Raw genomic sequence first — 25,766 nt, 5'->3', positions numbered from 1 at the left:
CCCCCGCACCGGGCGAACCTCCGGTGCCGCAGCCACCGGCACCGCCCGCGCCCAACCCGCCGGCACCGCCTGCCGCCCCCGAACTGGCAACGCCGACCTTGCTGCCTGCGTCGACGGTCTTCATGCAAAGTCTCGTCAACAACGACAAGGACCTCAACAACCGCAGCGCCGGCCCCGGCCAGGCGAACTTCTGGGACCTGACGCCCGACTTCTGCATCGGCGACGGCTGGAACGGCCAGTTCGCCAATGTGCTGGCATTGAGCGTGAAAGCGGGCGGCCTGTCGAACGGCTTCAACGCTGACCAGACTTTCGCGAATCTGACGCCGCTCGGCCCCGAGATGACGGCGGCCGACGGCATGCAGGTCGTGTCGACCACCACGGACCCGGAGTTCCAGTCGAACGGCGGCGCTGCGGCATTCCTGTATCCGGTGCCCGACGCGCGGATGCAGCAGATCCTGGACTTGAGGCTGGCCGTCGGGCGCGTGGTCGCTCAGTGGACCGGCAAGACCGGCGTGCTGCGCGGCAACTTCAACGACGAAAAGGCTTTCATGCAGGTGGTGTTGCGCGACACCGCCGGCGTGGTGCTCACCACGCTCTACAAGATCGAGAACGGCATTCCCACCGGCACCTGGGGCTTCGCCGACATCACGAATTACTCCGGCCAGGTGGTCGTGCTGTCGTTCGAGCAATCCAACGGCGGCCAGGGCACTTCGATCGAGCTGGTTTCCGTGGACGACAGCGCGCCACGGTCACGGAACTTCATCGTCAATGGCGACTTCAGCGTGGGCCTGTCGGGCTGGATCGTGTCGCAGACCCGAGGCGTGCAGAACCTGCGCTCCGAAGTCAGGACGCTGCGCGGGCTCGACGTGCTGCGCACCTTCTACGCGCAACCCAACCTGGCGTGGGCGCGCATGACGGACACCTTCCACAACCCGTCGGCATCGTCCATTACCGCAAGGGTGACGTACACCAGCTTCCTGGGCTCCTACGGCGCGGGCGTGATCTACCCGCCGGCCGGTGCGCCGCGGAAGGCGCTGACGGTGTGGGACGGCTCGGGCCTCGGCCGTGACGCAGGCTTCGTGTTCGGCGCGGCGGACAACGTCACCTACAGTTCCGCCACCACGCTCAACACGGCGGACGGCGACAACAGGGTCACGGTGCAGTTCGACATCACGGTGCCGGCCGGCGAAACGGTCACGCTCGTCAACTTCGCGATCCTGACGGGCGACAACACCTGGATCGGTGCCACCAGTACCGCGGCCCGCGCCACCGCGGTGGACACACAAGCCGCCGCGATTGCCGCGAACTTTCGCAGCGACGCGGTGTACCAGCGCGGCCTCACGCAGCAGCAGCTGGACACGCTGAAGAACTTCTGAGCACGAGGCGGCCGCAGGTGGCACGCATGCGCCACCTGCTCGTGGTGACGCAACGCGGTGCGGCGTTCAACTCAGAGGCAGCTGAACCATGACGATCGCTCTGGGACGCGGCCCCGCCGGCAGCGCCGCGCCAGCGGATGTCACCGCCCCCGTCGTCTGGTCGATGCTGTAGGCCGCGACACTTTCATCGCCCCAGTTCGCCGTCACCATGAACTTGCCGGACGCACTGATGGCAAGGTCCGCGGGGACACCGCCCGCCGCGAATGGCGATCCCGGCAATGGCGAGAGCACGCCCGAGCTTTGATCGACGGCAAAGCCCGAGACCACCTGGGCCAGATTGTTCGGAACGTAGGCGAACTTGCCAGAAGGATGCACCCTGGGCGTCCCCAGGTCGCCGCCCGTGGTGAGAAGAGTTCCGACCTGCGTGAGATCTCCGGAAGCCGCATCGATGGAGAACCCGGTCACGAATCTGTCGATGTTCGTCATGTAGAGCGTCTTGCCAGCAGGATCGATGGAGACGAACGTAGGTCCGAATCCGCCGGGCGCCGACGTGGAGCCTCCCGCCAGCACAGCGCCGGAGCCCTGATCGATCACGTACTTGGTGACCGTGTTGCCGATCTGGTTCGCGGTGTAGACGTACTTCCCGCCAGGATGAACAGCGATACCGGCAGGCCCTCCTGCTGCGGGAAACGGCGAACCGGCAATCTCCGAGAGCGCGCCGGAGCTTGGATCGACGGCATGCACCGAAATCTTGTTGTCCAAAGGACTCGCCGTGTAGACAAAATTGCCAGCGGGATCCACCGCAATCGACTGCGGCAAGTGGCCAATGGGCAAATCGGTCCCGACCTGTGCGAGCTTCCCATTGGTCTGGTTGATTGCATAAATTGAAATGGTGCTGTCCCCCGAGTTCGCCACATAGACGAACTTCTTGCTGGGATGCACCACCAGTGCAACGGGAGAAGCACCTGAAGCCACGGTGCCAAGGGAGGTGAGCGCGCCAGTCTGCGAGTCGACCTTGTAGGCGCTGACGCTGTCGGCGCTCCAATGCGTTACATAGGCAAATTCAGGAGCACCCGCGCAAGTCACCCGTACTGACGTGATATTGGCGGAAATGTTGGAACCGGCCCCGTTCGAGACCGTGCAGTTCTGATTGGAAGGCTGGGTGCCGACGGTGACGGCATAACTGCCGCCGGCGGCCACCGCCGTGGAAAAGGTGAAGGCGCCATTGCTGCTGACGGAGAGCGAATTGCCCCCGGAATTAAGCAGCGTGACGGTTGCCCCCGAATTGAGCCCGGCAACGGTGCCGCCCACGGTGTAGGTGGAACTGGATGGGGGCGGAAAACCTCCGCCACCGCCGCCTCCTCCTCCGCCACCCCCACAGGAAGCCAGGCTCAAGAGCACGGCCAGAGGCGCAATGGCCCGGGTCAGAAATCTAGATATTTTCATGGCTGCAGGTCATTTGAAATATTTGGTCACGATATCTTATCGGACACTTCATTCAATTTTGCGACCAGAAAAATTCAACAATTAGTCTCTTTTAGAATTTTTGTTTTCAATAAGGGTTTGATTGCGAATAAGGCGGCATTTTTATTGCACGCCAATCATCCAAAACATTCGCTGCGGAGAATTTCAAAGTACGCCCGGCGCCTCACACCACCCGGTGCTCCTCCACCACGAACGCCGTGATCTCCGCCAGGAACGTGAGCGCATGCGCCATCGTCACCTGCCCTTGCGGCGACGCGAAGGCGGCGTTCAGCGTGTCGGTGTTCTCGAACCACAGCTCGACGATGCCGTCGATCGGCAGCTCGGGGTAGCCGCAGGGCGTGCCCTTCACGAACTCGCGCGCGGTCACCACGTTCTGGCGGTAGCCGCTCACGCCGGGCATGCGGCGCACGTGGTCGGCATGCACGCGCCATTCACGGCGAAAGTCTTCTTCCGACTGCGCGACCGGCCGGCGCAGCAGCGAGATGCGCTTGAGCAAACCCGCCGGCTTCGGCGGCGGCGCGATGACTTCGGTCTGCGCGACGGTCACGATGTGCAGGCCGCCAAGAAAGCGCTCTTCGTCCGCACGAATGGGCGCGGCCAGCTCGCTGTGGTTGAAGGCTTGCCCCGCCTGCGCGGCCTCGTCGAATCGCAGCTGAGAAAAGCCGTCGAAGTCCCACGGCCCGCGTGCAAAGTCGATGCCGCGCTGCAGCCGGTCGACCACCAGGTTCTGGCTGTAGCCGCGCAGCGTGGGCAGCTGCGCCACCAGCGGCCCGTGCCTGTCGCGCCAATGGCTGCGGAAGGCCTCGTCGGTCCATTCGGGCTTCTTGCGGATCAACCCCATGCGCAGGGTGGTGGTCGTGGTGGTCGCTTCGGTCATTGGGGGCTTGTCTCCTTGTCGTGATCGGTTGCGGCGGCCGCTTCGGCCCGCGCGCGCGCCAGGCCCGGCGCGCGCTTGGCCAGCCACACGCCGTGGCGCACGGGCCAGCGCTGGTAGCCGGGGTCGGCGCCCAGCGCGGCGGCCGCGTGGTGCGGCCAGTAGGGGTCGAACAGCGCCTCGCGGCCCAGCGCGATCAGGTCGGCCTGCCCGGCGGCGAGCACGGCTTCGGCCTGCTGGGCGTCGACGATCATTCCGACGGCCTGCGTGGGCACTTGCGCCTCGCGCCGGATGCGTTCCGAGAACGGCACCTGAAAGCCCAGCCCGCGCGGCACGGGCAGCGCGCGCGTTCTTCGGTGAGCCCGCCCGACGAGCAGTCGACCACGTCGACGCCGCAGCGCTTGAGCTCGCGCGCGAGCACCACGGAGTCGTCGAGACTCCAGCCGTCCAGCGTGCCGTCGACCGCCGACAGCCGGCAGAACAGCGGCTTGGCCGCGGGCCACGCGGCACGCACGCGTTGCGCGATTTCCAGCGCGAGCCACATGCGGTTGTCGCGGCTGCCGCCGAGCGCGTCGCCCCGGTGGTTGGCGTTGGGCGACAGGAAACTCGCAACAAGGTAGCCGTGCCCGAAGTGCAGCTCGACCACGTCGAAGCCCGCCTTGTCGGCGCGCACCGTCGCATCGACGAAGTGCTTCACGACCGAGGCGACGCCGTCGGCGTCGAGCGCGCGCGGGGCCGACCAGCCCGGCCCCGCCGCCAGCGGGCTCGGGCCCAGGCGCTCCCACGGCTCTTCGTCAGCGGCCATGCGCGCGTCGCTCAATGCCGCCCCGCCCTCCCACAGCGGCTCGCTGCCGGCCTTGCGGCCCGCGTGCGCCAGTTGCACGCCGATGGCGCTGCCCTGGGCATGCACGAAGTCGACCACGGCCTTCAGCGGCGCGATCTGGCTGTCGTTCCACAGCCCGAGGTCGGCGGTGCCGATGCGCCCGCGCGGATCGACCGCGGTGCTCTCGGTCAGGATCAGCCCCGCGCCGCCGAGCGCGAACTTGCCCAGGTGCACCATGTGCCACGGCGTGGCATGGCCACGGTCGGCGGCGTGCTGGCACATGGGCGAGATGACGACGCGGTTGGCCAGCGTGAGGCCGCGCAGTCGCAGGGGCTGGAACAGCAGGGGAAGAGAGTCGGACATGAGCGCAGCAAGAAATCAGGATGTCGGCGCGATCGCAGGCCGCGTGCCGAGCCAGGTGCCGCTCATCACGGCGGCAAAGCCGAACAGGTGCCACCACGTGAGCACTTCGCCGAGCAGCAGCGCCGCGAAGGCCACGCCGAACACCGGCACCCAGTAAAGAAAGACGGCCGTGCGCGCCACGCCGATGACGGAGATCGCACGGTTCCAGATGAGGTTGCCGGCGGCGGTGGCGGCAATGCCCGAGAACAGCACCAGCGCCCACGGCCACGCACCCGGGAACAGCTCGGCCGCGCCCAGCCGCGACGGGCCCAGCAGCGTGTGCGCCACGAGCATCGCGGTGCCGATCATGTAGATCACCCAGCTGATCGACAGCGGGTCGATCTGCCGCGCGAGCCGCTGCACGCCCACGCCGCCCACCGCGAAGCTCACCACCGCCAGCGCGAGCATCAGGTCGCCGATGCCGGCGCTCGACAGCCCCGCGCCGGGGTGGCTCAGCACCACCGCCGCCACGCCGGCAAAGCCCAGCGCCACGCCCAGCATGCGCTGCGGCGTGAAGCGCTCACGGAACACCAGCGCGGCCATCAGCGCCGACACCAACGGGCTCAGCGCCATGATGAGCGCGCCGTTGGTGGCCGTGGAGCGCAGCAGCCCGTGCGCGAACAGGATCTGGTTGGCGTAGACCATGAGGAACGCGCAGCCGGTCATGCCCGCGAGTTGCCGCGCGCCGAGCGCGGGCAGGCCGCCCCGGCGCCACAGCACGATGGCCGACAGCGCCACGCACGCCACCGCCATGCGCAGCGCCGCCAGCGGCAGCGACTCGAAGGACGTGGTGAGCGCCTTCACGGCGGACACGTTCACGCCCCACAGCACCATGGCCAGGAGCATCCAGCCCTGCACGGCGGCAGGGGTTGCACCGGGTGCGGGTGCGCGCGCGGCGGAGGTGGGACTCACCTCAACTTTCGAGGGCGTTCCACATTTCGATGTCGCGCTCTGCGGTCCAGATGCGGGGATGTACATGGCCGGTGGCTTCGTCATAGGCACGGGTCACGTCGAAGGGCATGCAGTGGTCGAAGATGACCCAGTGGCCGTACGTGGGGCGCAGCGCGGCCACGGTTTCCTTGTAGATCACGTTGAGCGTCTTGCCCGCGGCCACGCCGTTGTTGACCAGCGTGTACACGTCGGAGATGAAGGCGCGCGTGGAGGCGATGGCCTTGCGCACGTCGCCCGCGTTCTCCAGCGCGGCGCCGCGGCCGGGCACCAGCTTCTCGAAGCCGAAGCCGGCCAGGCGGTCCAGCGTGGTGGGCCAGTCGCGGAAGTAGCAGTCGCCGGCGTAGGCGGTGCTCTGGTATTCGACCAGGTCGCCCGCGAAGCAGATCTTCTGGTCTTCCAGGTAGGCGATGGTGTCGCCCTTGGTGTGGCCGCGGCCCACTTGCGCGATCTTCACTTCGAGCTTCTTGCCCAGCCACACGCTCATGGTGCCGTCGAAGGTCATGGTGGGCCAGGTCAGGCCCGCGGGCACCGACTCGACGTTGCGGAACAGGCGCGGGAAGCGGCCGATTTCGCTGGCCTTGTCCTGCTCGCCGCGCTCCACGATCAGGTCGTAGGTGTCGCGGCTGGCAATGATCTGCTCGGCGCCTTCTTTGAAGTAGGCCGACGCGCCCAGCACGCGGACCGCGTGGTAGTGGCTCAGCAGCACGTACTTGATGGGCAGCGGCGTCACTTCGCGGATGCGGCGGATCACGTCCTGCGCCATGGCGGGCGTGGCCTGCGTGTCGACCACCATCACGGCTTCGTCGCCGATGAAGATGCCGGTGTTGGGGTCGCCCTCGGCGGTGTAGGCGTAGGCGTTCTCCGAGAGGCGGGTGAACGAGACCTTCTTTTCTTCGAGGTCGGCCTGGCTGGCGAATTTCTTGGTGGTCATGAAGCGTCCTTTGCGTGAAATGAATGGCGAAGTCGGTCAGTGCGTGCCGAGGTACGCGGACTTCACCTTGGGGTTGTCGAGCAGCTCGCGGCCGGAGCCTTCGAGCGTGATGCAGCCGGTTTCGAGCACGTAGGCGCGGTCGGCCACGCCCAGCGCCTGCTTGGCCATCTGCTCCACCAGCAGGATGGTCAGGCCCGAGCTGCGCAGCTGGCGAATGGCATCGAAGATGTCCTTGATGATGAGCGGCGCCAGGCCCAGCGAAGGCTCGTCGAGCAGCAGCAGGCGCGGCTCGCTCATGAGCGCGCGGGCAATGGCCAGCATCTGCTGCTCGCCGCCCGACAGCGTGCCCGAGGGCTGGTGCTGGCGCTCCTTCAAACGCGGGAAGCGCGCGAACTCGCGTTCGATGGCGCGCTCCACGAAAGCCTTGTCCTTGCGGCGCGAATAGGCGCCGAGCATCAGGTTCTCGCGCACGGTCTGGTCGGGGAACACGCCGCGGCCTTCGGGCGACAGCGCCACGCCCAGGCCCACGCGCTGGTGCGAGGCCACGTGCGTGCAGTCGTTGCCGTCGATCAGCACGCGGCCCTCGGCCACGGGCTCCAGCCCGACGATGCTCTTGAGCAGCGTGCTCTTGCCGGCGCCGTTGGCGCCGATGATGGTGACGACCTCGCCCGCGCGCACTTCCAGGCTCACGCCCTTGACGGCCTCGATGGCGCCGTACGAGACCTTCACCGATTCGATTTTCAACATGATGGTTTCGGTCTTTCTGCTCAGGCGGCCACGGCGCGCGCTTCTTCCGGTTCGTCGTCGACACCCAGGTAGGCCTCGACCACGCGCGGGTTGGCCTGCACCTCGGCGGGCTTGCCTTCGGCGATCTTGATGCCGTAGTCGAGCACGATCACGTGGTCCGAGATGGACATGACCAGGTCCATGTGGTGCTCCACCATCAGGATCGACACGCCGCACTTGCCGATGCGCAACAGCAGCGCGCCCAGCTCCGCCGTTTCCTGCGGGTTCAGGCCGGCGGCCGGTTCGTCGAGCAGCAGCAGCTGTGGCTCGGTGGCCAGCGCGCGCGCCAGTTCCACGCGGCGCTGCAGGCCGTAGGGCAGGCTGCCGGCGGGCCAGTGCGCCAGGTGGCCCAGGCCCACCAGGTCGAGCAGCTGCAAGGCACGCTCGCGCGTCGCGCGCTCCTGCTTGCCGGCCGTGGGCCATGCCACCAGCGACGACAGGAAGCCGTTGCTCATGCGGCTGTGGCGGCCCAGCATGACGTTGTCGAGCACCGACAGGTCCGCGAACAGGCGCAGGTTCTGGAAGGTGCGGCCCATGCCCAGGCAGCAGATGGTGTGCGCCGGCTGGCCCACGATGTTCCGGCCCAGGAAGCGGATCACGCCCGCGTCGGGTTCGATCACGCCGGTGAGCATGTTGATCATGGTGCTCTTGCCCGCGCCGTTGGGCCCGATCAGCGCATGGATGTGGCCGCGCTGCAGGCGGAACGACACGTCCTGCGCGGGCTTCACGCCGCCATACGACTTGGTCACGCCCTGCACCACCAGCAGCTCGCCCTCGCCGCCGGGGCCGATCTGCCCCGGAATGCCGTTGCCGCCCGTGCCCTCGCCGCGGTGGCGCGACTTCATGAACCACTTGTTGAACAGCCCCACCACGCCGCCCGGCATGACGTACAGCGCGAACAGCAGCAAGAAACCATACAGAAAATGCTGCGCCGAAGGCCACCGCGCCAGCAGCGCGTCGGTCAGCGTGAGCAGCACCGCGCCCACCAGCGGGCCGTACATCGAGCCCGCGCCGCCGAACAGCACCAGCAGCAGGATGAAGATCGACAGGTGGAAGGTGATGAAGTCGGAGTTGATGTACTGGTTCTGCTGCGCCACCAGCGCGCCCGCGATGCCGCAGGTCACGGCCGCGACCACGAAGGCCATGACCTTGGCGCGGTACACGCGCACGCCGACCGAAGACGAAGCGATTTCGTCCGCCTGCAGCGACAGCAGCGCGCGCCCGAAGCGCCCGCCCAGCAGGTTGCGCAGCAGCAGGTGCAGCGCGGCGCACAGCACGATGCCCAGGATGACCCACTGCGTGGTGTCCAGCGGCGCGCCCTTCCATGTGAGCGGACGAATGCCATAGATGCCCTGGGCGCCGCCGAACACGTCGGTCCATTCGCCCACGAGCTTCTCGACCACGATGCCGAAGGCCAGCGTGACCATGGCCAGGTACGGCCCCTTCACGCGCAGCGAAGGCAGCGCGATGAGCACGCCGCACACGCCAGAGATGACGGCGGCCAGCGCCAGCGCGAGCCACGGGTCCATGTCGGTGCGCGAGGTCAGCAGCGCCACCGCGTAGGCACCGGCCGCGAACAGCCCGGCCTGGCCGAGCGATTTCTGCCCCGCATAGCCGACCAGCACGTTCATGCCGGCGGCGCACAGGTAGTAGACGCACATCATGAAGGCGATGCGCAGGTAGTAGTCGTTGCCGAACATCGACACGATGCCGATCAGCGCGGCCGCGAACGCGACCACGCCGGCGGGGTGGGCCAGGCGCTTCATACCTTCTCCACCGTCGAGCGGCCGAACAGGCCCGTGGGCCGGAACGCCAGCACCAGAATGACGAGGGCGAACACCGCCACCTCGCGCCACTGGGCCTGCCAGAGATTGACCATCGACTCGAGCACGCCGAGCAGGAAGCCGCCGATCACGCAGCCGCGCGGGTTGCTCAGGCCGCCGATCATGGCGCCCGAAAAGCCCTTGAGCCCCACGGTCAGCCCCATGAACAGCGAGGCCTGCGCGATGGGCGCGAGCAGAAAGCCCGACAGCCCCGCTAGCGCCGAGCTGACGACGAAGGCGCCGATCATCATCGCGTTGGTGTTGATGCCCATGAGGCTGGCGACGTTGCCGTTCTGCGCCACCGCGCGCATGGCCTTGCCGACCATGGTGCGGTTCATGACGCGGTCGAAGCCGAGCATCACGACCACGGCCACGCCCAGCGTGAGCAGCTCCTGCGGACGCACGCCCACGCCGAACATGCGGATCACGGTGTCGCCCACCGGCGCGGGCACCACCACGGGCTTGGGCCCCCAGATGGCCAGGCCCACGCTCTGCAGGATCACCCCGAAACCCAGCGTGCTCATGACCCACGCCATGCCGGGGCGGCCCGCGAAGGGGCGCACGCCCAGCACGTACAGCAGCCAGCCCAGCAACCCCATCACGCCGAGCGCGGCCACCAGCGCGAACAGCTGCGCGCCCGCGCCGGGAATGGCGTCGCCGAAGGTGGTGGAGTCGAAGGGCTTGCCCAGCACCAGGAACAGAGCGCTCATGCCGATGAACGCGCCGGCCGAGACGAACTCGCCGTGCGAGAAGTTCAGCGTCTTGGTCGTCGTGAACGTGATGCTGAATCCGAGCGCCACCAGCGCATAGGCACCGCCAACGGCGAGCCCGCTGATGAGCGCCTGCAGGAGCGCTACAACCATGGTCTGTGTCTCTTCTTTGCTTCTTGCTTGCGCGGCTTGCTTACTGCTTGAAGTCGGCGGGCTTCAGGCCGCCGATCAGCGCGTCGGTGTAGGGCAGCAGCTTGCCGTCCTTCCAGCGGATCCACACCAGGTCCTTGGCGGTCAGGGCTTCGTGGTTGGTCTTGCTGAAGGGCTTGTCGTAGGTCTTGAGCACGCCTTGCACCGGCGTCTTCAGGTCTTCTAGCGCGGCGCGCACGGCGGCGCCGTCGGTGCTGTTGGCCTGCTTCATGGCCTGGGCCAGCAGCTGCATCGAGTCATAGCCGTGCAGCGCGAACGAGAACGAGCCCGGGGCCTTGAGCTTGCTGCCGATGCGGTCGAACAGCTTCTGCTGCGCGGGCGTGCGGGTTTCGCTCACGGTGCGCATGAAGATCGGCTTCTCGGCCAATGCCTTGCCGGCCGCGTCGTAGAAGGTGATGTTGTCGGCGGCCCACGAGGTCAGCGTCAGCGGGAAGTAGTTGATCTTTTCCATGCTGCGCACCAGCTGCGCGATGGGCGTGCCCTGGGCCCACACCACCACGGTGTCGACGTTGGCGGCCTTCATCTTGCTCAGTTGCGAGGTCATGTCGGTGTCGCCGACGCCGAAGCGCTCGGTGGCCGCGATCCTGATGTCCTGCAGCTTGGCGATTTCCTCCATGTCCTTCAGGCCGCCCTGGCCGTAGCCGGTGGTCTCGGCCATCAGGCCCACGACCTTGGAGCCGGCCGTGTTCTTCTTCACGTAGGCCATGAGCGCGGCCACCTGCTCGCGGTCGACCATCGACACGCGGAACATGTAGTTGTCGGCGCCGGGGCTCATGGGCTTGGTGATGTCGGTGCCCGAACCCACGTTGCCCAGCACCGGGATCTTCTTCTGGTTGGCGATGTGCTTCCACGCCATGGCGTTGCCCGAGTTGGTGGGGCCGAACACGGCCACCACCTTTTCGTTGTCGATCAGGTCGCTCATGTTCTGGATCGACTTGGGCGGGGCCGACACGTCGTCGCGCGTGACCAGCGCCAGCTTCTTGCCGAGCACGCCGCCGGCGGCGTTGATGTCGGCAATGGCCGCTTCCATGCCCAGCACCGCGGCCTGGCCGCTCTGCGCCGAGGGCGACGCCGAGAGGTCGCCGTTGTAGCCGAGCTTGATGTCCTGAGCCATCGCGACGGAGGCGCCGGCCGTGAAGGCGGCGAACGCGGCGGCGGCGAGCAATGTCTTGTACAGACGGAGGGTTCTCATTTTTGTCTCCTGAGGTTTGACGGACGGGGAAGCGGAAAGAAGAAAAGAAAGAAGTTCAGACGGCCAGGAAGCCGCCGTCCACCGGCAGCGTGATGCCGGTGACGTAGCGCGACATGTCGCTGGCCAGGAAGATCACCGGGCCGACGAGGTCTTCGGTCTGGCCGACGCGGCCCATGGGAATGCGCGTCATGAACGACTCCAGGCGCTGCGGGTTGTCGCGCGTGGCGGCGGTCATGGGCGTCTCGATGACGCCGGGAGCCAGTGCGTTCACGCGCACGCCGGCCGGCGCCAGCTCTTGCGCGAGCGACTGCGTGAGCATCTTGATGGCGCCCTTCGAGGGCGAGTAGCCCAGGCTCGCGCCCTGCCCCGCATACGCGGCGATGGAGGCGATGTTGACGATGGAGCCCTTCGTCTGCTTGAGCACCGGAATGAAGGCCAGCGTGGTGTTGAAGGTGCCGTGCACGTTCACGTCGATGGTCTTCTTCCAGTTGGCCGCGGCGTTCGGGCTGCTGGTGGTCTCGCGAATGATGATGCCGGCGTTGTTCACCAACAGGTCGACATTGCCGATTTCCTTGGCCACCTGCGCGGCCAGCGCATGGCAGGCCTCGGGCGCGGTGACGTCGAGCACGAAGGACCAGGCTTCGCCGCCTTCGTTGCGCACGAGCTGCGCGGTCTCGCGCACGGTGGCTTCGTTCATGTCGGTGACGACCACGCGTGCGCCGGCTTGCGCCAGGCCGAGCGCGAGGGCGCGGCCGTTACCCTGGCCGGCACCGGTGACGAGGGCGAGGCGGCCTTCGAGCAGGCGCGGTGCGACGTTGGAGGGGAAGACCATCGGTGGCTCCTTCTGTGTTCTGTGTTCTGTGTATTGGGTGGAATGCGTCGGTCGGAGAAGGCTTCAGGCCTTGCGGCTCACGGGCACGGCTTCGCGCTGCTCGACCTGCAGCTGCACCGTGGCCAGTGCCTCGGCCTGCGCGAGCTGCAGGCCCGCCACGTAGCCGAAGGTCAGCGCCGGGCCGAGCGTGATGCCCGCGCCGGGGTAGTTGCCGCCCATCACGCTGGCCGCGTCGTTGCCCACGGCATACAGGCCCTTGATCGGCTGGCGGTTGGCGTCGAGCACGCGGGTCTTCTCGTCGGTGACGAGGCCGGCGAAGGTGCCGATGTCGCCGATCACCAGCTTGATGGCGTAGTACGGGCCATGCTCCAGCGGCGCCACGCACGGGTTGGGCGTGACGTTGGCGTCGCCCTGGTAGCGGTTGTAGGCCTTGCTGCCCTTGCCGAAGGCGGGGTCGTCGCCGGTGCGCGCGCCCTGGTTGAACTCCTGCACGGTGGCTTCGAGCACGCTGGGCGCAATGCCGATGGCCCGGGCCAGTTCGCCGACCGTGGCGCCGCGCTTGAGGTAGCCGCTCTTCAGGTGGCGGCCGATGGGCAGCGGCGACGGTGCCACGCAGCCCAGGCCGTAGTCGCGCAGCGCCTTGTGGTCGCACAGCAGCCAGGCCGTGACCTCGGGCTCGCCCTCGCAGGCCTTGACCATCGCCTGCACGAAGTCGTGGTACGAGTTGCCTTCGTTGGCAAAGCGCTTGCCCTTGGGCGTGACCGCGATCACGCCGGGCTTGGCGCGGTCGATGAAGTGCGGCATCACGCCCTTGCTGCCGTCGGGGCGCGTGGTGACCGACGCCGGCACCCACGCGGCGGCGTGCGGAATGGTGCCGTCGACGCGGCCGCCCACGGCCTCGGCCAGGCGCAGGCCGTCGCCGGTGTTGGTGGACGGCGAAGGCGAGTAGTGCTCCTTGCCGGTGGGTGCGTGCGGGAACAGCTGCTTGCGGCGCTCCACGTCGTAGGGGAAGCCGCCGCAGGCCAGCACCACGCCGCGCCGGGCGACCACGCGCACGGTCTTGCCTTCGTGCTGCACCACCGCGCCCGAGACGCCGTCGTACTCGACCACGAGCTTCTTCACGGGCGACGACAGCCACACGGGAACGTCCAGGTCCATCGCGGCCTTGGCCAGGCGGCCCGCCAGCGCGTTGCCGTTGGTCAGCGTCATGCCGCGGCCGTGGCCCAGCACGTCGAGGAAGTGGCGGGTCAGCCGCTTGGTCACGTACCAGAACGAGGTGGGCGACTTGAAGGCCCGCATGAAGTGTTTGATCTCGGGGCCCGAGCCCAACATCATTCCGAACACGGTGAGCTCGGGCAGCGGCGGCGCCAGCAGCTTCACGCGCTTGCCCAGCGCGCGGCCGTCGAACGGGCGCGTGACCATCGAGCGGCCGCCCTGCTGGCCGCCGGGCGCCTCGGCGTGGTAGTCGGGGAACACGGCCGGCATGTCGAACTGCACGCAGGTGTTGCGCGTGAAGAAGTCGATGGCTTTGGGGCCCATGTCCAGGAAAGCACCGACGCGCGCCGCGTCGAAGTGCGTGGTCGTCTCGTGCTTCATGTAGGCCAGCGCGGCGCCCTCGGGCTCGTGGATGCCCTGCTCCGTGGCCAGGCGCGTGCCCGGAATCCACAGCCAGCCGCCCGAGCGCGCGGTGGTGCCGCCGAAGCGCGGCTCCTTGTCGACCACCAGCACCTTCAGCCCCTGAGAAGCCGCCGTGATGGCGGTGGACATGCCCGACGCGCCGCTGCCGACCACGAGCACATCGCATTCAAAAGTGTTCTGTTCCATCTCTGCCTGTTTCGCCTGTTTGTGTACGACTTAAGTTGCGGCGGAGTTTAGGTAGCGATATTGATATGGTCAAGTCGTTTAGTTACTATCAGATGATCAGTCATCATCGATTGACTGTGACAATATCAGTAGAAACCCTGATGGATATACTCGCCCCCACCCTCATTCCCCACGCCGGCGCCCCATGGAAAAGCCAAGACGTGGCATTCAGTCAGTCGAAATCGGAACGCAGCTGCTCGTGGCACTCGGGCGGCATGTCGCGCCCATGGCGCTGCGCGACCTGGGCAAGGCCGCGGGCGTGCCCGTGGGCAAGGCGCACCCCTACCTCGTCAGTTTTCTGAAGGTCGGCTTCGTCGTTCAGGACGGCGCGGGCCGCTACGAGCTGGGGCCGCTGGCGCTGCAGCTCGGGCTGGCCAAGCTGCAGCGGCTCGACCCCATTCGCGAGGCGTCGCCGCTCATCGAGGCGCTGGCCTCGGAAACCGAACAGAGCATTGCGGTGGCCGTGTGGGGCAACTTCGGCCCGACCGTGGTCCGGCTCGAGGAACCCATCCACCCGCTGCACGTGAACCTGCGCACCGGCACCGTGATGTCGCTGGCCTACACGGCCACGGGGCGGCTGTTCGCGGCGTACCTGCCGCCCAAGGTGGTCGAGAAAATGATGCTCGAAGACCTGGCGCGCACGCGCCCGGCCGACGGGCGCGGCGCCACCACCGAGCTGTCGCATTCGCAGATCGAGGCATTGCTGGTCGAGACGCGCCTGCACGGCATGTCGCGCACGCTGGGCCAGCCGATTCCGGGCATCGACGCCTTCTGCGCACCGGTGTTCGACTCGACCAACAACCTGGTGCTGGGCATCACGGCCATGGGGCCGGAAGCCACCTTCGACAGCGACTGGGACGGCCGCGTGGCCGTGCCGCTGAAAGCCTGCGCGCTGGAAATCTCGCGCAGGCTGGGCTTCGTGCCCACCGGCGAAGCCGGCTGACGCGCGCCCGCTTCACCACCTACCCACCGCCGTGCCGATCAGCGCTCGCGCAGCGCCTCGCCGGCCTTGTTCAGCGGCTTGATCAGGTAGTCGAACACCGACTTGCTGCCGGTGTGGATGTCGACCGTGGCAATCATCCCCGGCACGATCGGAAAGGCCTGCCCGTTCTTGTTCTTCAGGTGGTCGGCGTCGGTGCGGATGTACACGCGGTAGTAGTACACGTCGCGCTTCACGTCGTCCTGGATGGTGTCGGGCGAAATCGTCGTCACCTTGCCCGGCAGGCCGCCGTAGATGGCGTAGTCGTAGGCGCTCACCTTCACCGTCGCGTCCTGCCCCGGGTGGATGAAGGCCACGTCGCGCGGCGAGATGCGGGCCTCGACCAGCAGCTTTTCGTCCAGCGGCACGATCTCCATGAGCTTGCCGCCCGGCGGCAGCACGCCGCCCACCGTGGTCACGGCAATGTCCTTCACGATGCCGCGCACGGGTGACGCAAAGGTCAGCCGCGTGAGCGAGTCGGAGCGCCCGCGCGTCACCGAGCGCTGCGCCTCGATCTCGGCATTGGTCTTTGCCAAGTCTTCGCGCGCCTTCACGTAGTACTGGCTGCGAAAGTCCGTCGCCTTGGTCTCGAGCTCGTTGATCTGCCGCTTGAGCCGCAGCACCTCGACCGCGCTGGCCGCGCCGCGCACCACCAGCGGTTCGGTCAACGCGAGTTCGCGCCGCACCAGCTCCAGCGCCTGCGTCACGCCCGACAGGCTGCTGGCCAGCTGGTCGCGGCGCGACTGATAGAGCGCGGTCTCCGTACGCACAAGGCCTGCGTCGGCCCGCACTTCAGGCGGGAACACCAGCGGCGTGCCGCCCACTTCGGCCGTGAGCCGCGCCGACATGGCCAGCGCCGCCGTGAGCCGCGAGGCGCTTTCCTGCACCGTCGATTCGGCCTTGGTGCGGTCGAGCTGCGCCAGCACCTGCCCCGCGTTCACGATGTCGCCTTCGTGCACCTTCAGGTCGACCAGGATGCCGCCTTCGAGCGACTGGATGATCTGCTCCTTCGACGACGCCACGACCTTGCCGGTGCCGTTCGACACCTCGTCGAGCTTGAAGAACCACGACCATGCGAGCAGCACCGCCAGCAGCGCGCCGACGATCCACACCACGAGCGTCGCGCGCGGCAGCGGCGGCTCCACGGGCGCGTGCGCCCGGGCGGCCTTGTTGTCAGATGTTGCCATTGGAGAGCTTTCCGAGAATCTGCTCTTTCGAGCCGTCCATCACGATGCGGCCGCCGTCGATCACGACGATGCGGTCCACCCACTGCAGCACCGGCATGCGGTGCGTGGCCACCACGAGCGTGCGCGGCGCGAGCCACGGGTTCATGGCCTCGATGACCTGGCGCTCGGTCATCTCGTCGAAGTGCGCGGTGGGCTCGTCGAGCAGCACGATCGACGGCGCGCGAATCAAGGTGCGCGCCAGCAGCAGCGCCTGCCGCTGCCCGCCCGACAGGCCCAGCCCGCCTTCGTGGATCAGGTCGTCCAGCCCCTCGGCGCGCGAACGCACGAAGGGCAAGGCGCCGGCCATCTCGATGGCGGCGAACACCTCAGCATCGGTGGCCAGCGGCATGCCCAGCGTGACGTTCTCGCGCACGGTGCCGTGGAACAGCCGCGCGTTCTGCGTGAGCAGGCCCATGTCGCGGCGCAGGTCGGCCGGGTCGATGCGCGCAAGGTCGATGGCGTCCAGCGCCAGGCTCCCCTGTTGCGGCAACTGCAGTCCGGCCATGAGCTGCAGCAGCGTCGACTTGCCCGCGCCCATGCGACCCAGCAGCGCGATCTTTTGCCCGGGGGCGATGTGCAGTTGCGCAATGGACAGCGCGGGGCTCTTGTCTTCCTTGCCGTAGCGAAACTCCACGCCCCTGAACGCATAGCTGCCGTGCAGCGCGGGCACGTGCACCAGCCGCGCATTCTCGGGCTGGTCGACCGGGCGCTGCATGAGCTGGTCGAGCCCGTTGCGCGCCACCTTGGCCTGCTGCCAGCGCGAGAACACGCCCGACAACTGCGCCAGCGGCGCGATCATGCGCGACGCCAGGATCGACGAACCCACCAGCGCGCCCGTCGTCATCTCGCCCTTCATCACCAGGAAGCAGCCCGCGAGCAGCACCACCGCATAGACGATGGTCTGCACCTCCTGCGTCCATGTCATGAGCAGCCCCGTGAGAAAGCGCTGCCGCATGCTCACGCCGGCGGCCACGTCGTTGGCGTGGTTCCACTGGTTCTGGAAGCGCGGCTCGGCGCGCATGAGCTTGATGTCGTCGATGCCTTCCACCGCCTCCACCAGCAGCGCGTTGCGCAACGCCGATTCGCGCATGCCCTCGTTGGCCAGCCTTGCCAGCGGCTTCTGTATGAGCAGCCCCGGAATCACCAGCAGCGGCACCGCCGCCAGCGCCACCAGCGCAATCGGCCCGGCAATGAGCCACAGCACGACCAGGAACAGGATGAAGAACGGCAGGTCGGCCACTGCGCCGATGGTGGTGGACGTGAGCAGCTCGCGCACCTGGTCGATCTCCCGCACCTGCGCGATGAAGGAGCCGGTCGACTTGGAGCGCGCATCGGAACGAATGCGCAGCGCGTGCCCGAACACCAGGTCCGACACCTTCAGGTCGGCGCGCTTGCCGATCATGTCGGAGATGTGCGTGCGCGACATGCGCAGCAGAAATTCGAAGCTCACCGCCAGCATCACGCCGCCGAACAGCACCCACAGCGTGGGCTCCGACTGCGCGGGCACCACGCGGTCGTAGATCTGCATCGAGAAGACCATCGACGCGAGCGCCAGCACGTTGGCGAACATCGACGACAGCATGATGTCGCCGTAGCGCCGCCAGTCGCGCAGCGCAATGGCCCAGAACCAATTGGCGCGGTAGGGCTTGATGTAGTCGTCCACGCGCGCGTCGGGCACCGCGGTGTTGGGCCGCAAGATGGCCACGCGCCGTGTGCGCGCACGCACGGCGTCGGACTGCAGCGCGGTCTCCAGCCCCTGGTCGCCCGACAGCAGCACGCCGAGGCGGCCGGTGCCGTCGGCGGTGCGCACCACGCCGACCTGTCCGTCATCGAGTTCCACCACGAGCGGCAGGCGCCACGGGTCGAGCGATGCGCCTTCGGCGTCGGTATCGGCAAAGCGCAGCGCCAGGCCGAGTTGCCGCGCCATGTGCTCGAGCACGGTGTCCAGCGGCGCGCCGCGCTCCCATGCGAGCGCCACGCGCACGCTTTCTTCGGAAGCGCCGATGCCGTAGTGGCGCGCGACGCTGAGCATGGCGTCAAGCCAGCTTGCATATTGCAAAGGGAGTTTTTCTGTCGTCATGGGAGCAGGTCCATGCCCTGGACCGTGGTGTCGTTGAGCCCGAAGAAGCTGCGGGCCTGGCCGGTGGCGCCGATGAAGCCGATGCGGCTTTGCCAGAGGTCGTGGCGCACGGCTTCTTCTTCGGCCGCCGCCTGGTAGATTTCCTGCTCGGCGTTGAGCAGGTCGAGAATGGAGCGCGTGCCCAGCGTGTACTGCTCGCGGTAGAGGTCGCGCACTTCGACGATGGTGCGCCAGCGGTCGGCCAGCACGCCCAGCCGCGCCTTGGCGCCGATGGCCTGTTCGCGAAAACCGCGCGCCTGGTCGCCGGCATCGAGCCGCGCCGCCTCCACGCGCATGCGCGCGGCCTCTTCGGCGGCCACGGCCGCGCGCACCTGCGCGTCGAGCGCGCCGCCCTGGTAGAGCACGCTGGACAGGTTGAGCGCAATGGCGTGGTAGCTGCCGTTGCGTTGCAGCGTGCCGGGGTTCACGCCGCCCATCGCTTTGTTAACCGACGCGTCGAGGCTGATCGTCGGGTAGCGCTGAGCCCTGGCCACATCGAGCTGCGCCACCGCCGCGCGGCGCTCGGCTTCAGCCGACAGCACGGTGGGCAGCAGGTCGGTCAGGTCGCGGTCGATCGGCATGTCGATGCGCAGCGAATCGGCCACCCGCTCGTCGGGCAGCGGTGCGACCTCGGCCGGCACGAAGCGCCCGAGCAGCGTGCGCAGCCGCTCGCGCCATTGCGCCTGCTGGGCCACCACCTGCAGCAGGTTGGCGCGCGCGCTGTCCACGCGCGACTCGGCCTGGATCGGGTCGGCCTTGGTGCTGATGCCCGCATTGGCGCGCAGCCGCGCGGTGTCGAGCACCTTCTCGACCGCCTTGACCTGGTCTTGCGCAATGGCCACCAGCGCCTGGTAGCGGTGCGCCATGACGACCGCGTCGGCCGTTTGCTGCGCCACCGTGTCGATCTGCCGCAGCACGGCGGCCTGCTGGCGCCGCACCTGCGCTTCGGACTGATCGACCGCGCCCGAGACCTTGCCGAAGTCGTAGAGCATCTGCGAGACCGACGCCGTGGCCAGGGTCGCGGCGCTCTGGTTGGCGCTGTTGCTGGTGCTGCTGTTGTTGCTGCCGCTGCTCGTGCCGACACGGATCTGCGGGTAGTAGCCGGCGCGCGCGACATCGACACCGCCCGCCTGCTGCGCGAGCGCGGCAATGGCGTCGGAAATGGAGGGATGCCGCGCCACGGCCTGCCGCACGGCGTCGTTCAACGCGAGCGGAGCGGCCGAGGTCGGCGCTTCGGGCAAGAGCACGGCACTGCGCGTGCCGAGGTCGCGCGAGAGCTGGCTGGGTGCGAGGGTTCGCGGCAATGCGAGCGCATCGCGCGCCTGCTGGGCCTGCACCAACGCGCAGGCCGCCCACAGGCAAGCCGCCGCGAGCACGCGGCGGTGGGTTCTTCTGGACATGATTTCTGGGTTCGTTGCAGCGCGGCGGCCGCGGACAACGGCAGGGCCGAAGCCGCCGTTGTCCGCGCCGCCTCAAGGGCGGGTCAGGTCAGACCAGCACCAGCTGGTTGTTTTCCAGCAGGGTGGCGACGTCGGTCTGCACGCCGTGCAGGTTCAGCACGTACGCCTGGTTGAAGTTGCCCGCGGTGCCATCGCGATCGATCAAGAGGTAGGTGCCATCGCCACTGGAGAAGGTCTGCACAAAATCGTTCACGTCGGCGCCCTTGGTGTAGCCGATGAGCAGTTCGTGCAGGTCGATGACGTCCGAACTCGTTTTGGGGGCAGCCTTCCCCATGGTGAAGCCGTACACGTCGTCAAAGCCGTTGCCGCCGTCGCCCGACGTCTTGTCGAGCAGCTTGAACATCAGCGTGTCGTGCCCGCCCTGCGTCAGGTTGATCACGTCGTTGTCAGCGAGGCCGGCCACCACGTCATCTGCAGGTGTGTCGGTGATCGTGTCCAGCGCGGAGGTGCCGAAGATGTTGTTGCCCAGGCTCAATTTCATGGCGCTCTGCATCCACACGACCGTATCGGGGTCGGCCTTGCTGACAAGCACGGTGTAGCTGTCGCCGCGCCACGCCTGCGTTCCGATGTTCGACCAGTCGGTGTCCAGCGCCAGTGAATCACCCGCGCCGCCCCTTACCACCAACGTGTGCGCGCCGTCCACAGTACCCAAAGCGCTCTGCACGTCCTCCAGCGTCATGGTCAGCTTGCTCGCGTTGCCTTCGCCGAGCTGGATCACCTCGATGTTCTTGACCTTGCCTGCAATGTCGGCGTACTTCAGGTCCCCTGTCGAACTCCACACCAGCACATCGGTTCCGTCGCCACCGTCGATCGAGGTGAAGTTGGTGTCCTTGATGATGATGGTGTCGTCGCCCCCGCCTGCGTTCATCACCTGCGCGCCATTGCGGCCGTCGAGTGTGTTGACGGCGTCGTTGCCGTCCAGGCTGCCGCCTCCGCCGAGGTAGCTGGCCGTCGCATGGGTCGACGTGTCGGTCGGGCTGCGCAGGCTGCCGTCGGCATTGACGGTCGTCGACAAAATATCGGCACTGCTCCACTGGCTCAACCCCCGCCAGTAGTACTCGTAGGATTTGCCGTCCGTTCCGGCCTTGATGGAAGTCCAGGACACCGTGTATCCGCCGTCGTTCAGTGCAACGACGTCGGGCAGCACGGCGATCGGTGCCGAGTCGGTGCTGATCAGGGTTTCAGTACCGTGCTTGTTGCCCGCCGCGTCGTAGCTTTGCGCATAGATCTCCGACGAGAAGTTGCTGGTGAACCTGGACCACACGACAACATATCCGCCTTGTGTCAACGCGGTGGCGGCCAACTGCACGGACATCGTGCTGAAACCCACGCCGTTCGTTCCGTCGGTGACGGTGTTGACTCTCTGCTCGGCGGTATCCACCGGATTGATGCTCTTGCCGTCCCATGTGAAGCGGCGCGCGTACACGTCGAAACCGTCCATGGTCCCGCGTCGGTATCCTGTCGGGTCCTGCGACGCGGAGTCCGCATTCGACACCCAGATGGAAACAAACCCGCCTTCCTTCAAGGAAACCAGCTTGGAGCCGATCTGCGAAGCGGCGGTTTTGGTGCTGGGCGAGAAAGTGGTGCCCACCGCCCCGCCTCCGTCGAAGGTGTATGTGCGCATGACGACGTTGAAGGCATCGGTGCTCGACAGGCCATTGACCAGCTCCATGTCCTGAACCAGATACGCACGATTGCCCAGACTGATCGCGGCAACGCCCTGGATATTGGATGCGTTTCCGTTTCCTCTGCGCCCGCCGGCAGGAAGGAGGGGTCGTAGTCATAGCCGTGGCTGTGATCGACTTCGTTGGTCAGAGCCACCGGCTTGTCGACGTCCTTCGCCACGCCGGCAGACGTGTAGCGAAGCGCATAGAGGTTGTAGTTGTGTACGGTTCCTGAGGAAAAGACCACGACGTAGCTGCCGTCGCTCAACTGCACATAGTTCGGATCGAACGCGTAGTCCCCCTTCTTGTAGATGGGCGTGGTAACTGTTGCAACACCTGCTCTATTGAAGTCCTTCACGTAGTACTGGTAGCCATCGCTTTGGTTGGTCGTGTAGAAGACATTGAACGAGCCATCGCCTTTCACGCGGGCGCCGTAGCCATACGTGTAGATCATGTCCTCCCGCCAAGGCTGGGCCTCCGACACATTGGAGGCGGCTACAACGATTTGACTGCCGTTCTTGGCACCATTGGCCGCATAGCGCTGTGCATACAGGTTGTAGTCACTTGCATCGGAGTTGGCCGACGACGTGTAGAACAGCATGTAGCCACCATCCGCCAACGCATAGGCCTTCGGTGCCGTATCGCTGTAAAGCGTATTGACCATGGTGCGAGGGCTGGCCGCCAGATCGACGACGGTGAACGTGCTGTCCGCTGCAACCTGGCCGCCACTGCCATCGGCCACCTTGGTGAAAGCCCTGACCGTGTACTTGCCCGGGAGCAGCGGAATGTCACCCCAGTTGCTGTCCGCGATCGACCACCCTCCGAAGCCGTTGAAGCTCAACGCGCCGGCGCTCGTCGGGTCCGTGGCGGCACCGGAGTCAGGGTCGGTGCCGATGAAGGCCTTGACCACCGAGCCCTTGCTGTTCAGCACCTGTACGGTCAGCGACTCGTTTGCTCCCACGTGCCCGGCGCCAATCAGGGCCGGCTTCGACGTGGACACGTGGGTCGCATCCGGCAACGGGCTGATGGTGATGTCGCGGTACACCGTGAGCTCGCCGGTGGTGGTGTCGCTCGTGGGAACCCCTGCAGAGTTGACGATGCTGGCGACGACATCGAGCTTGAGGTCGTCTCCTCCGTCGACGTTGATGGCGTTCGCTTCCGGAATCTTGAGCTTCCAGGTGGAGCCCGACACCGTGAGGTTGCCGTCGCCTGCCGTGTAGGTCACGCCGTTGACCGCGACAGTCACGGTGTCGGTCCCGGTCCTGACATCGTCTTTCGAAAGACCGGTGACTTTGCCGCTCAAGGTGGGCGTGGTGTCCACCGTAACCAGCGGATCGACGGTGATCGTTCCCACAGGCGGGGTCATGAGGAAGTGGACGTCGAATTTTTGCGAGAGCGGGGAGTCGTTGCCCGCCGTGTTCGTCACCTTGGCGTAGTAGATCTCCAAAGGGTACCCCCTGTAGGCGACCTGAAGAGTCCAGTGCGTGGCGTCGATCATGACGGCCTTGTCCGGGATCGGCACCCGAGGATCTCCGATCAAAGCGCCCTGGCTGAAGCCCGTGACCGTTTCGCCGTCCGCCAATGGCGCCGCCAGCGTGCCGTTCAGCACGATCTGGGTGTCGTCGGTGTACGTGCCTCTGCCGAAATCTCCTTTTCGCGGCCCAGCGTCGTCGGTGTAGCTGTCGATGGTCGTGGTGTTGGTCGGCGCCACGGTGTTGCGCACCGCGCTGTCGGTCACGGCCGAGGCAGACGAGTTGCCGGCCGCATTGGTGACAGTTGCGGTGACGGTGATCGTCTGGCCTTCCGCCGGGGCGGCAAAGGTGGTGCTGACGGAGCCGGCTTGCTTGTCGGTGGCCTTCACCGGGAGCAGCGTCGTGGTGATGCCGTCGGTGACGCGAATGGTGTCGCCGACCGCCACGTTGCCGGGCGCGAATTTCACCGTCACGCCCACCGTCGCGCTTCCGTTCAGCTCCGCGACGTTGATGACCCCATCGTTGTTGGTGTCCGTGGTGATGCTCACCGACGTGAGCGACGAGGCCGAAACCGTGGTGTCCACGACGAGCGTGAAGTCCTGCGACACCGTGCCCACGTTGCCCGCCACATCGACGATCTTCGCGGTGTAGGTGTAGCTGGCGGGCGTCTTTTCTCCCAACGCGTAGGTCCAGCTGTTGTTCACGACGTTGGCCGTGCCCAGCAATTTCCCGCCCTCGAAGATCTGCACCACGTCGCCGGCGACCAGCCCCGTGACCGTGCCCTTGAGCAAAGGCGTGGTGTCGTCGGTGCGCGTGCCCGAGGGGAAATCGCCCTGGACCGTGCCCACGTCGTCCTTGAAGAACGTGATGGCCACCGTATCGCTGGCCGAAGGGGCCACGTGGTCGATGACCACGACCTGCGTGCCCGCCTTGCTGGCGATGCCGGCACCGTTCACCACGCGCGCCTGGAAGGTGTAGCTGCCGTCGTTCAGCGTTTTGGCGCTGTTGTCGAACTGGTACGTGCTGCCGCTGACGAGCTTGGCGTCGTTCCAGTTCAGGCCGTTGTCGAGCGAGATCTGCACCTTTTCGCCCGCGCCGACCGTGCCGGTGACTTTCGCGGTGACAACCAGGGTCTGGTCGCTGGTGATGAAATCGCTGGCGCTGAGGCCCGTGTCGTCCGCGATGGCGGTGATGGCCGCCGTTGCAGTCGGCGGCGCCGTGACCACGTTCAGCGTGAGGGGTTCCGATGCCAGCCCCGGGTTGCCTGCCGCGTCGAAGATCTTCGCGGTGTAGGAGTAGGTGCCCGGCGCCTTTTCGCTCAGCTGGTAGGTCCACGTTCCGTCGGTGGCAACGATCGCCGTGCCGAGCAAGCTCAAGCCCTCGAAGATCTGCACCACGTCGCCCTTGGCCAGGCCCGAGACCGTGCCCTTGAGCATCGGCGTCGTGTCGTCGGTGTTGCTGCCCGACTTGAACTCGCCGACGAGAGGCTCCTGATCGTCCACGAAGACCGTGATGGCGATCCTGTAGCCGGCGGTCGGGCCGGTGGTGTCGACGGAGAGCAGCTGGCTCACCGTGTTGGCGTTGCCCGCCAGGTCCTTGCTCGTCACGCTGATCGGGAACGGACCGTCCGTAGCAGGTGCCGGGATGTTGACCAGCACGGAACCGTTCGTCACGTCGGCGGTGGTCAGCGTCACCGTCTTGGCGGGGCTGGTGCCGCCGGTGACGCTGATGACGTCGCCCACTGCTGCGCCGGACACCAGCGTGACCTTGACGCTGACGCCCTCGCTGATTTCAGCGGCGTTGATGATGCCGTCGCCGTTCTTGTCGGAGACGATGGCGATGCTGATCATCGGTGCGATGCCGTCCACCGTCGCAGTGGCCTTGTCGCTGGTGTTGCCGACTGCGTCGGTTGCGGTGACGCTCAGAACCGCCTTGTCTGCTGCCTGCGGATTCACGGGGATGCTGTACTTGCCGCTGGCATCGGCCACGGCGCTGCCGATCGGGGTGCCCGCGCTGTCCTTGACGACGACGTTGCTACCGGGCTCGGCAGTGCCGGTGACGGTCTGGCCGTTGGTCGCGTCGACCTTGGGTACAGCAGGCGCCGCGGCATCCACAGTCACCGAGCCCTTGTCGCTGGTGTTGCCGACTGCGTCGGTCGCGGTGACGCTCAGAACCGCCTTGTCTGCTGCCTTCGGGCTCACAGTGATACTGTACTTGCCGTTGGTGTCGGCCACGCCGGTACCGATCGCCTTGCCTTCGCTGTCCTTGACGACGACGCTGCTGCCAGCCTCGGCGGTGCCGGTGACGGTCTGGCCGTTGCTCGCGTCGACCTTGGGTACAGCAGGCGCCGCAGCGTCCACTGTCACCGAGGCCTTGTCGCTGACGTTGCCGACCGCGTCGGTCGCGGTGACGCTCAGAACCGCCTTGTCCGCCGCTTTCGGGCTCACAGTGATGCTGTACTTGCCGTTGGTATCGGCCACGGCACTACCGATCGGGGTGCCCTTGGCGTCATTGACGACCACAGTGCTGCCTGGCTCGGCCGTGCCGGTGACGGTCTGGCCGTTGCTCGCGTCGACCACGGGTGCCGT

The 25,766-nt window shown here is 67.0% G+C and carries 19 protein-coding genes; 2 read left to right on the top strand and 17 right to left on the bottom strand.

Annotated features, from left to right (window positions below; all coding sequences use genetic code 11):
- The first annotated feature begins 122 nt into the window (after positions 1-122).
- Complete coding sequence (locus BMG07_RS28790) at positions 123-1,376, top strand: hypothetical protein (protein ID WP_269759501.1); 1,254 nt, start codon at positions 123-125, stop codon at positions 1,374-1,376.
- A 66-nt stretch (positions 1,377-1,442) separates the two neighbouring features.
- On the opposite strand, the gene BMG07_RS28785 is transcribed toward BMG07_RS28790, so the two are convergent.
- The 12 genes from BMG07_RS28785 to BMG07_RS28735 all read right to left on the bottom strand — a co-directional run bounded on the left by BMG07_RS28785 (position 1,443) and on the right by BMG07_RS28735 (position 14,219).
- Positions 1,443-2,687 (bottom strand): beta-propeller fold lactonase family protein, encoded by a 1,245-nt coding sequence (locus BMG07_RS28785; RefSeq protein WP_198087400.1) that lies wholly within the window; start codon positions 2,685-2,687, stop codon positions 1,443-1,445.
- Positions 2,688-3,024: 337 nt separating this feature from the next.
- Positions 3,025-3,738, bottom strand: coding sequence for an EthD family reductase (locus tag BMG07_RS28780; RefSeq protein WP_198087399.1), 714 nt, complete (start codon positions 3,736-3,738; stop codon positions 3,025-3,027).
- On the bottom strand, positions 3,735-4,010 hold the full coding sequence (locus BMG07_RS43015) for a hypothetical protein (protein ID WP_307867113.1): 276 nt from the start codon (positions 4,008-4,010) through the stop codon (positions 3,735-3,737). Before BMG07_RS43015 ends, BMG07_RS28780 begins: the two co-directional genes overlap by 4 nt.
- A complete protein-coding gene (locus BMG07_RS28775) occupies positions 3,986-4,921 on the bottom strand; it encodes an NADH:flavin oxidoreductase/NADH oxidase (protein ID WP_269759499.1) in 936 nt (311 codons plus the stop codon). The genes BMG07_RS43015 and BMG07_RS28775 overlap by 25 nt, the downstream gene beginning before the upstream one ends.
- Before the next feature lie 15 nt (positions 4,922-4,936).
- Positions 4,937-5,872, bottom strand: coding sequence for a DMT family transporter (locus BMG07_RS28770; RefSeq protein WP_307867112.1), 936 nt, complete (start codon positions 5,870-5,872; stop codon positions 4,937-4,939).
- 1 nt (position 5,873) lies between these two features.
- Positions 5,874-6,842 carry an MBL fold metallo-hydrolase gene (locus BMG07_RS28765; RefSeq protein ID WP_198087398.1) on the bottom strand — a complete coding sequence of 323 codons (969 nt, stop codon included), beginning with the start codon at positions 6,840-6,842 and terminating at the stop codon, positions 5,874-5,876.
- A gap of 36 nt (positions 6,843-6,878) precedes the next feature.
- Positions 6,879-7,589: an ABC transporter ATP-binding protein gene (locus BMG07_RS28760; RefSeq protein WP_198087397.1), complete on the bottom strand. Its 711-nt coding sequence runs from the start codon at positions 7,587-7,589 to the stop codon at positions 6,879-6,881.
- Between the two features lie 20 nt (positions 7,590-7,609).
- Positions 7,610-9,394: an ATP-binding cassette domain-containing protein gene (locus tag BMG07_RS28755; RefSeq protein ID WP_198087396.1), complete on the bottom strand. Its 1,785-nt coding sequence runs from the start codon at positions 9,392-9,394 to the stop codon at positions 7,610-7,612.
- On the bottom strand, positions 9,391-10,314 hold the full coding sequence (locus tag BMG07_RS28750) for a branched-chain amino acid ABC transporter permease (RefSeq protein WP_198087395.1): 924 nt from the start codon (positions 10,312-10,314) through the stop codon (positions 9,391-9,393). The genes BMG07_RS28755 and BMG07_RS28750 overlap by 4 nt, the downstream gene beginning before the upstream one ends.
- A 40-nt stretch (positions 10,315-10,354) precedes the next feature.
- Positions 10,355-11,563: an ABC transporter substrate-binding protein gene (locus BMG07_RS28745; RefSeq protein WP_198087394.1), complete on the bottom strand. Its 1,209-nt coding sequence runs from the start codon at positions 11,561-11,563 to the stop codon at positions 10,355-10,357.
- Positions 11,564-11,618: 55 nt separating this feature from the next.
- On the bottom strand, positions 11,619-12,395 hold the full coding sequence (locus tag BMG07_RS28740) for an SDR family NAD(P)-dependent oxidoreductase (RefSeq protein ID WP_198087393.1): 777 nt from the start codon (positions 12,393-12,395) through the stop codon (positions 11,619-11,621).
- 63 nt (positions 12,396-12,458) lie between these two features.
- The gene (locus BMG07_RS28735) at positions 12,459-14,219 is read right to left on the bottom strand and encodes an FAD-dependent oxidoreductase (RefSeq protein WP_198087392.1); all 1,761 of its coding nucleotides are present in this window, start codon (positions 14,217-14,219) and stop codon (positions 12,459-12,461) included.
- Between the two features lie 184 nt (positions 14,220-14,403).
- Here BMG07_RS28735 and BMG07_RS28730 point away from each other — a divergent pair, with 184 nt between their 5' ends.
- Positions 14,404-15,201 (top strand): IclR family transcriptional regulator, encoded by a 798-nt coding sequence (locus BMG07_RS28730; RefSeq protein WP_198087391.1) that lies wholly within the window; start codon positions 14,404-14,406, stop codon positions 15,199-15,201.
- Positions 15,202-15,239: 38 nt separating this feature from the next.
- On the opposite strand, the gene BMG07_RS28725 is transcribed toward BMG07_RS28730, so the two are convergent.
- The 5 genes from BMG07_RS28725 to BMG07_RS44375 form a co-directional block, all read right to left on the bottom strand.
- Complete coding sequence (locus BMG07_RS28725; RefSeq protein ID WP_198087390.1) at positions 15,240-16,424, bottom strand: HlyD family type I secretion periplasmic adaptor subunit; 1,185 nt, start codon at positions 16,422-16,424, stop codon at positions 15,240-15,242.
- On the bottom strand, positions 16,411-18,495 hold the full coding sequence (locus tag BMG07_RS28720) for a type I secretion system permease/ATPase (protein ID WP_269759498.1): 2,085 nt from the start codon (positions 18,493-18,495) through the stop codon (positions 16,411-16,413). The genes BMG07_RS28725 and BMG07_RS28720 overlap by 14 nt, the downstream gene beginning before the upstream one ends.
- Positions 18,496-18,539: 44 nt before the next feature.
- The gene (locus BMG07_RS28715; protein WP_198087388.1) at positions 18,540-19,982 is read right to left on the bottom strand and encodes a TolC family outer membrane protein; all 1,443 of its coding nucleotides are present in this window, start codon (positions 19,980-19,982) and stop codon (positions 18,540-18,542) included.
- Between the two features lie 88 nt (positions 19,983-20,070).
- On the bottom strand, positions 20,071-20,316 hold the full coding sequence (locus BMG07_RS44380) for a type I secretion C-terminal target domain-containing protein (protein WP_307867114.1): 246 nt from the start codon (positions 20,314-20,316) through the stop codon (positions 20,071-20,073).
- 1,247 nt (positions 20,317-21,563) lie between these two features.
- A complete protein-coding gene (locus BMG07_RS44375) occupies positions 21,564-25,757 on the bottom strand; it encodes an Ig-like domain-containing protein (RefSeq protein ID WP_198087387.1) in 4,194 nt (1,397 codons plus the stop codon).
- Positions 25,758-25,766 lie beyond the last annotated feature (9 nt).

The sequence above is a fragment of the Variovorax sp. E3 genome, assembly GCF_016082275.1.
In the GTDB taxonomy this organism is placed as follows: domain Bacteria; phylum Pseudomonadota; class Gammaproteobacteria; order Burkholderiales; family Burkholderiaceae_C; genus Variovorax.
This window is presented reverse-complemented; position numbering and strand designations above follow the sequence as displayed.

Bases quoted from the DNA above. Each gene is read 5' to 3' on its own strand.
- BMG07_RS28720 (WP_269759498.1), bottom strand. From the start codon at position 18,495: ATGCTCAGCGTCGCGCGCCACTACGGCATCGGCGCTTCCGAAGAAAGC.
- BMG07_RS28775 (WP_269759499.1), bottom strand. From the start codon at position 4,921: ATGTCCGACTCTCTTCCCCTGCTGTTCCAGCCCCTGCGACTGCGCGGC.
- BMG07_RS44380 (WP_307867114.1), bottom strand. From the start codon at position 20,316: ATGGGGAAGGCTGCCCCCAAAACGAGTTCGGACGTCATCGACCTGCAC.
- BMG07_RS28780 (WP_198087399.1), bottom strand. From the start codon at position 3,738: ATGACCGAAGCGACCACCACGACCACCACCCTGCGCATGGGGTTGATC.
- BMG07_RS28715 (WP_198087388.1), bottom strand. From the start codon at position 19,982: ATGTCCAGAAGAACCCACCGCCGCGTGCTCGCGGCGGCTTGCCTGTGG.
- BMG07_RS28765 (WP_198087398.1), bottom strand. From the start codon at position 6,842: ATGACCACCAAGAAATTCGCCAGCCAGGCCGACCTCGAAGAAAAGAAG.
- BMG07_RS28725 (WP_198087390.1), bottom strand. From the start codon at position 16,424: ATGGCAACATCTGACAACAAGGCCGCCCGGGCGCACGCGCCCGTGGAG.
- BMG07_RS28735 (WP_198087392.1), bottom strand. From the start codon at position 14,219: ATGGAACAGAACACTTTTGAATGCGATGTGCTCGTGGTCGGCAGCGGC.
- BMG07_RS28740 (WP_198087393.1), bottom strand. From the start codon at position 12,395: ATGGTCTTCCCCTCCAACGTCGCACCGCGCCTGCTCGAAGGCCGCCTC.
- BMG07_RS28750 (WP_198087395.1), bottom strand. From the start codon at position 10,314: ATGGTTGTAGCGCTCCTGCAGGCGCTCATCAGCGGGCTCGCCGTTGGC.
- BMG07_RS28790 (WP_269759501.1), top strand. From the start codon at position 123: ATGCAAAGTCTCGTCAACAACGACAAGGACCTCAACAACCGCAGCGCC.
- BMG07_RS28730 (WP_198087391.1), top strand. From the start codon at position 14,404: ATGGAAAAGCCAAGACGTGGCATTCAGTCAGTCGAAATCGGAACGCAG.
- BMG07_RS28760 (WP_198087397.1), bottom strand. From the start codon at position 7,589: ATGTTGAAAATCGAATCGGTGAAGGTCTCGTACGGCGCCATCGAGGCC.
- BMG07_RS28755 (WP_198087396.1), bottom strand. From the start codon at position 9,394: ATGAAGCGCCTGGCCCACCCCGCCGGCGTGGTCGCGTTCGCGGCCGCG.
- BMG07_RS28745 (WP_198087394.1), bottom strand. From the start codon at position 11,563: ATGAGAACCCTCCGTCTGTACAAGACATTGCTCGCCGCCGCCGCGTTC.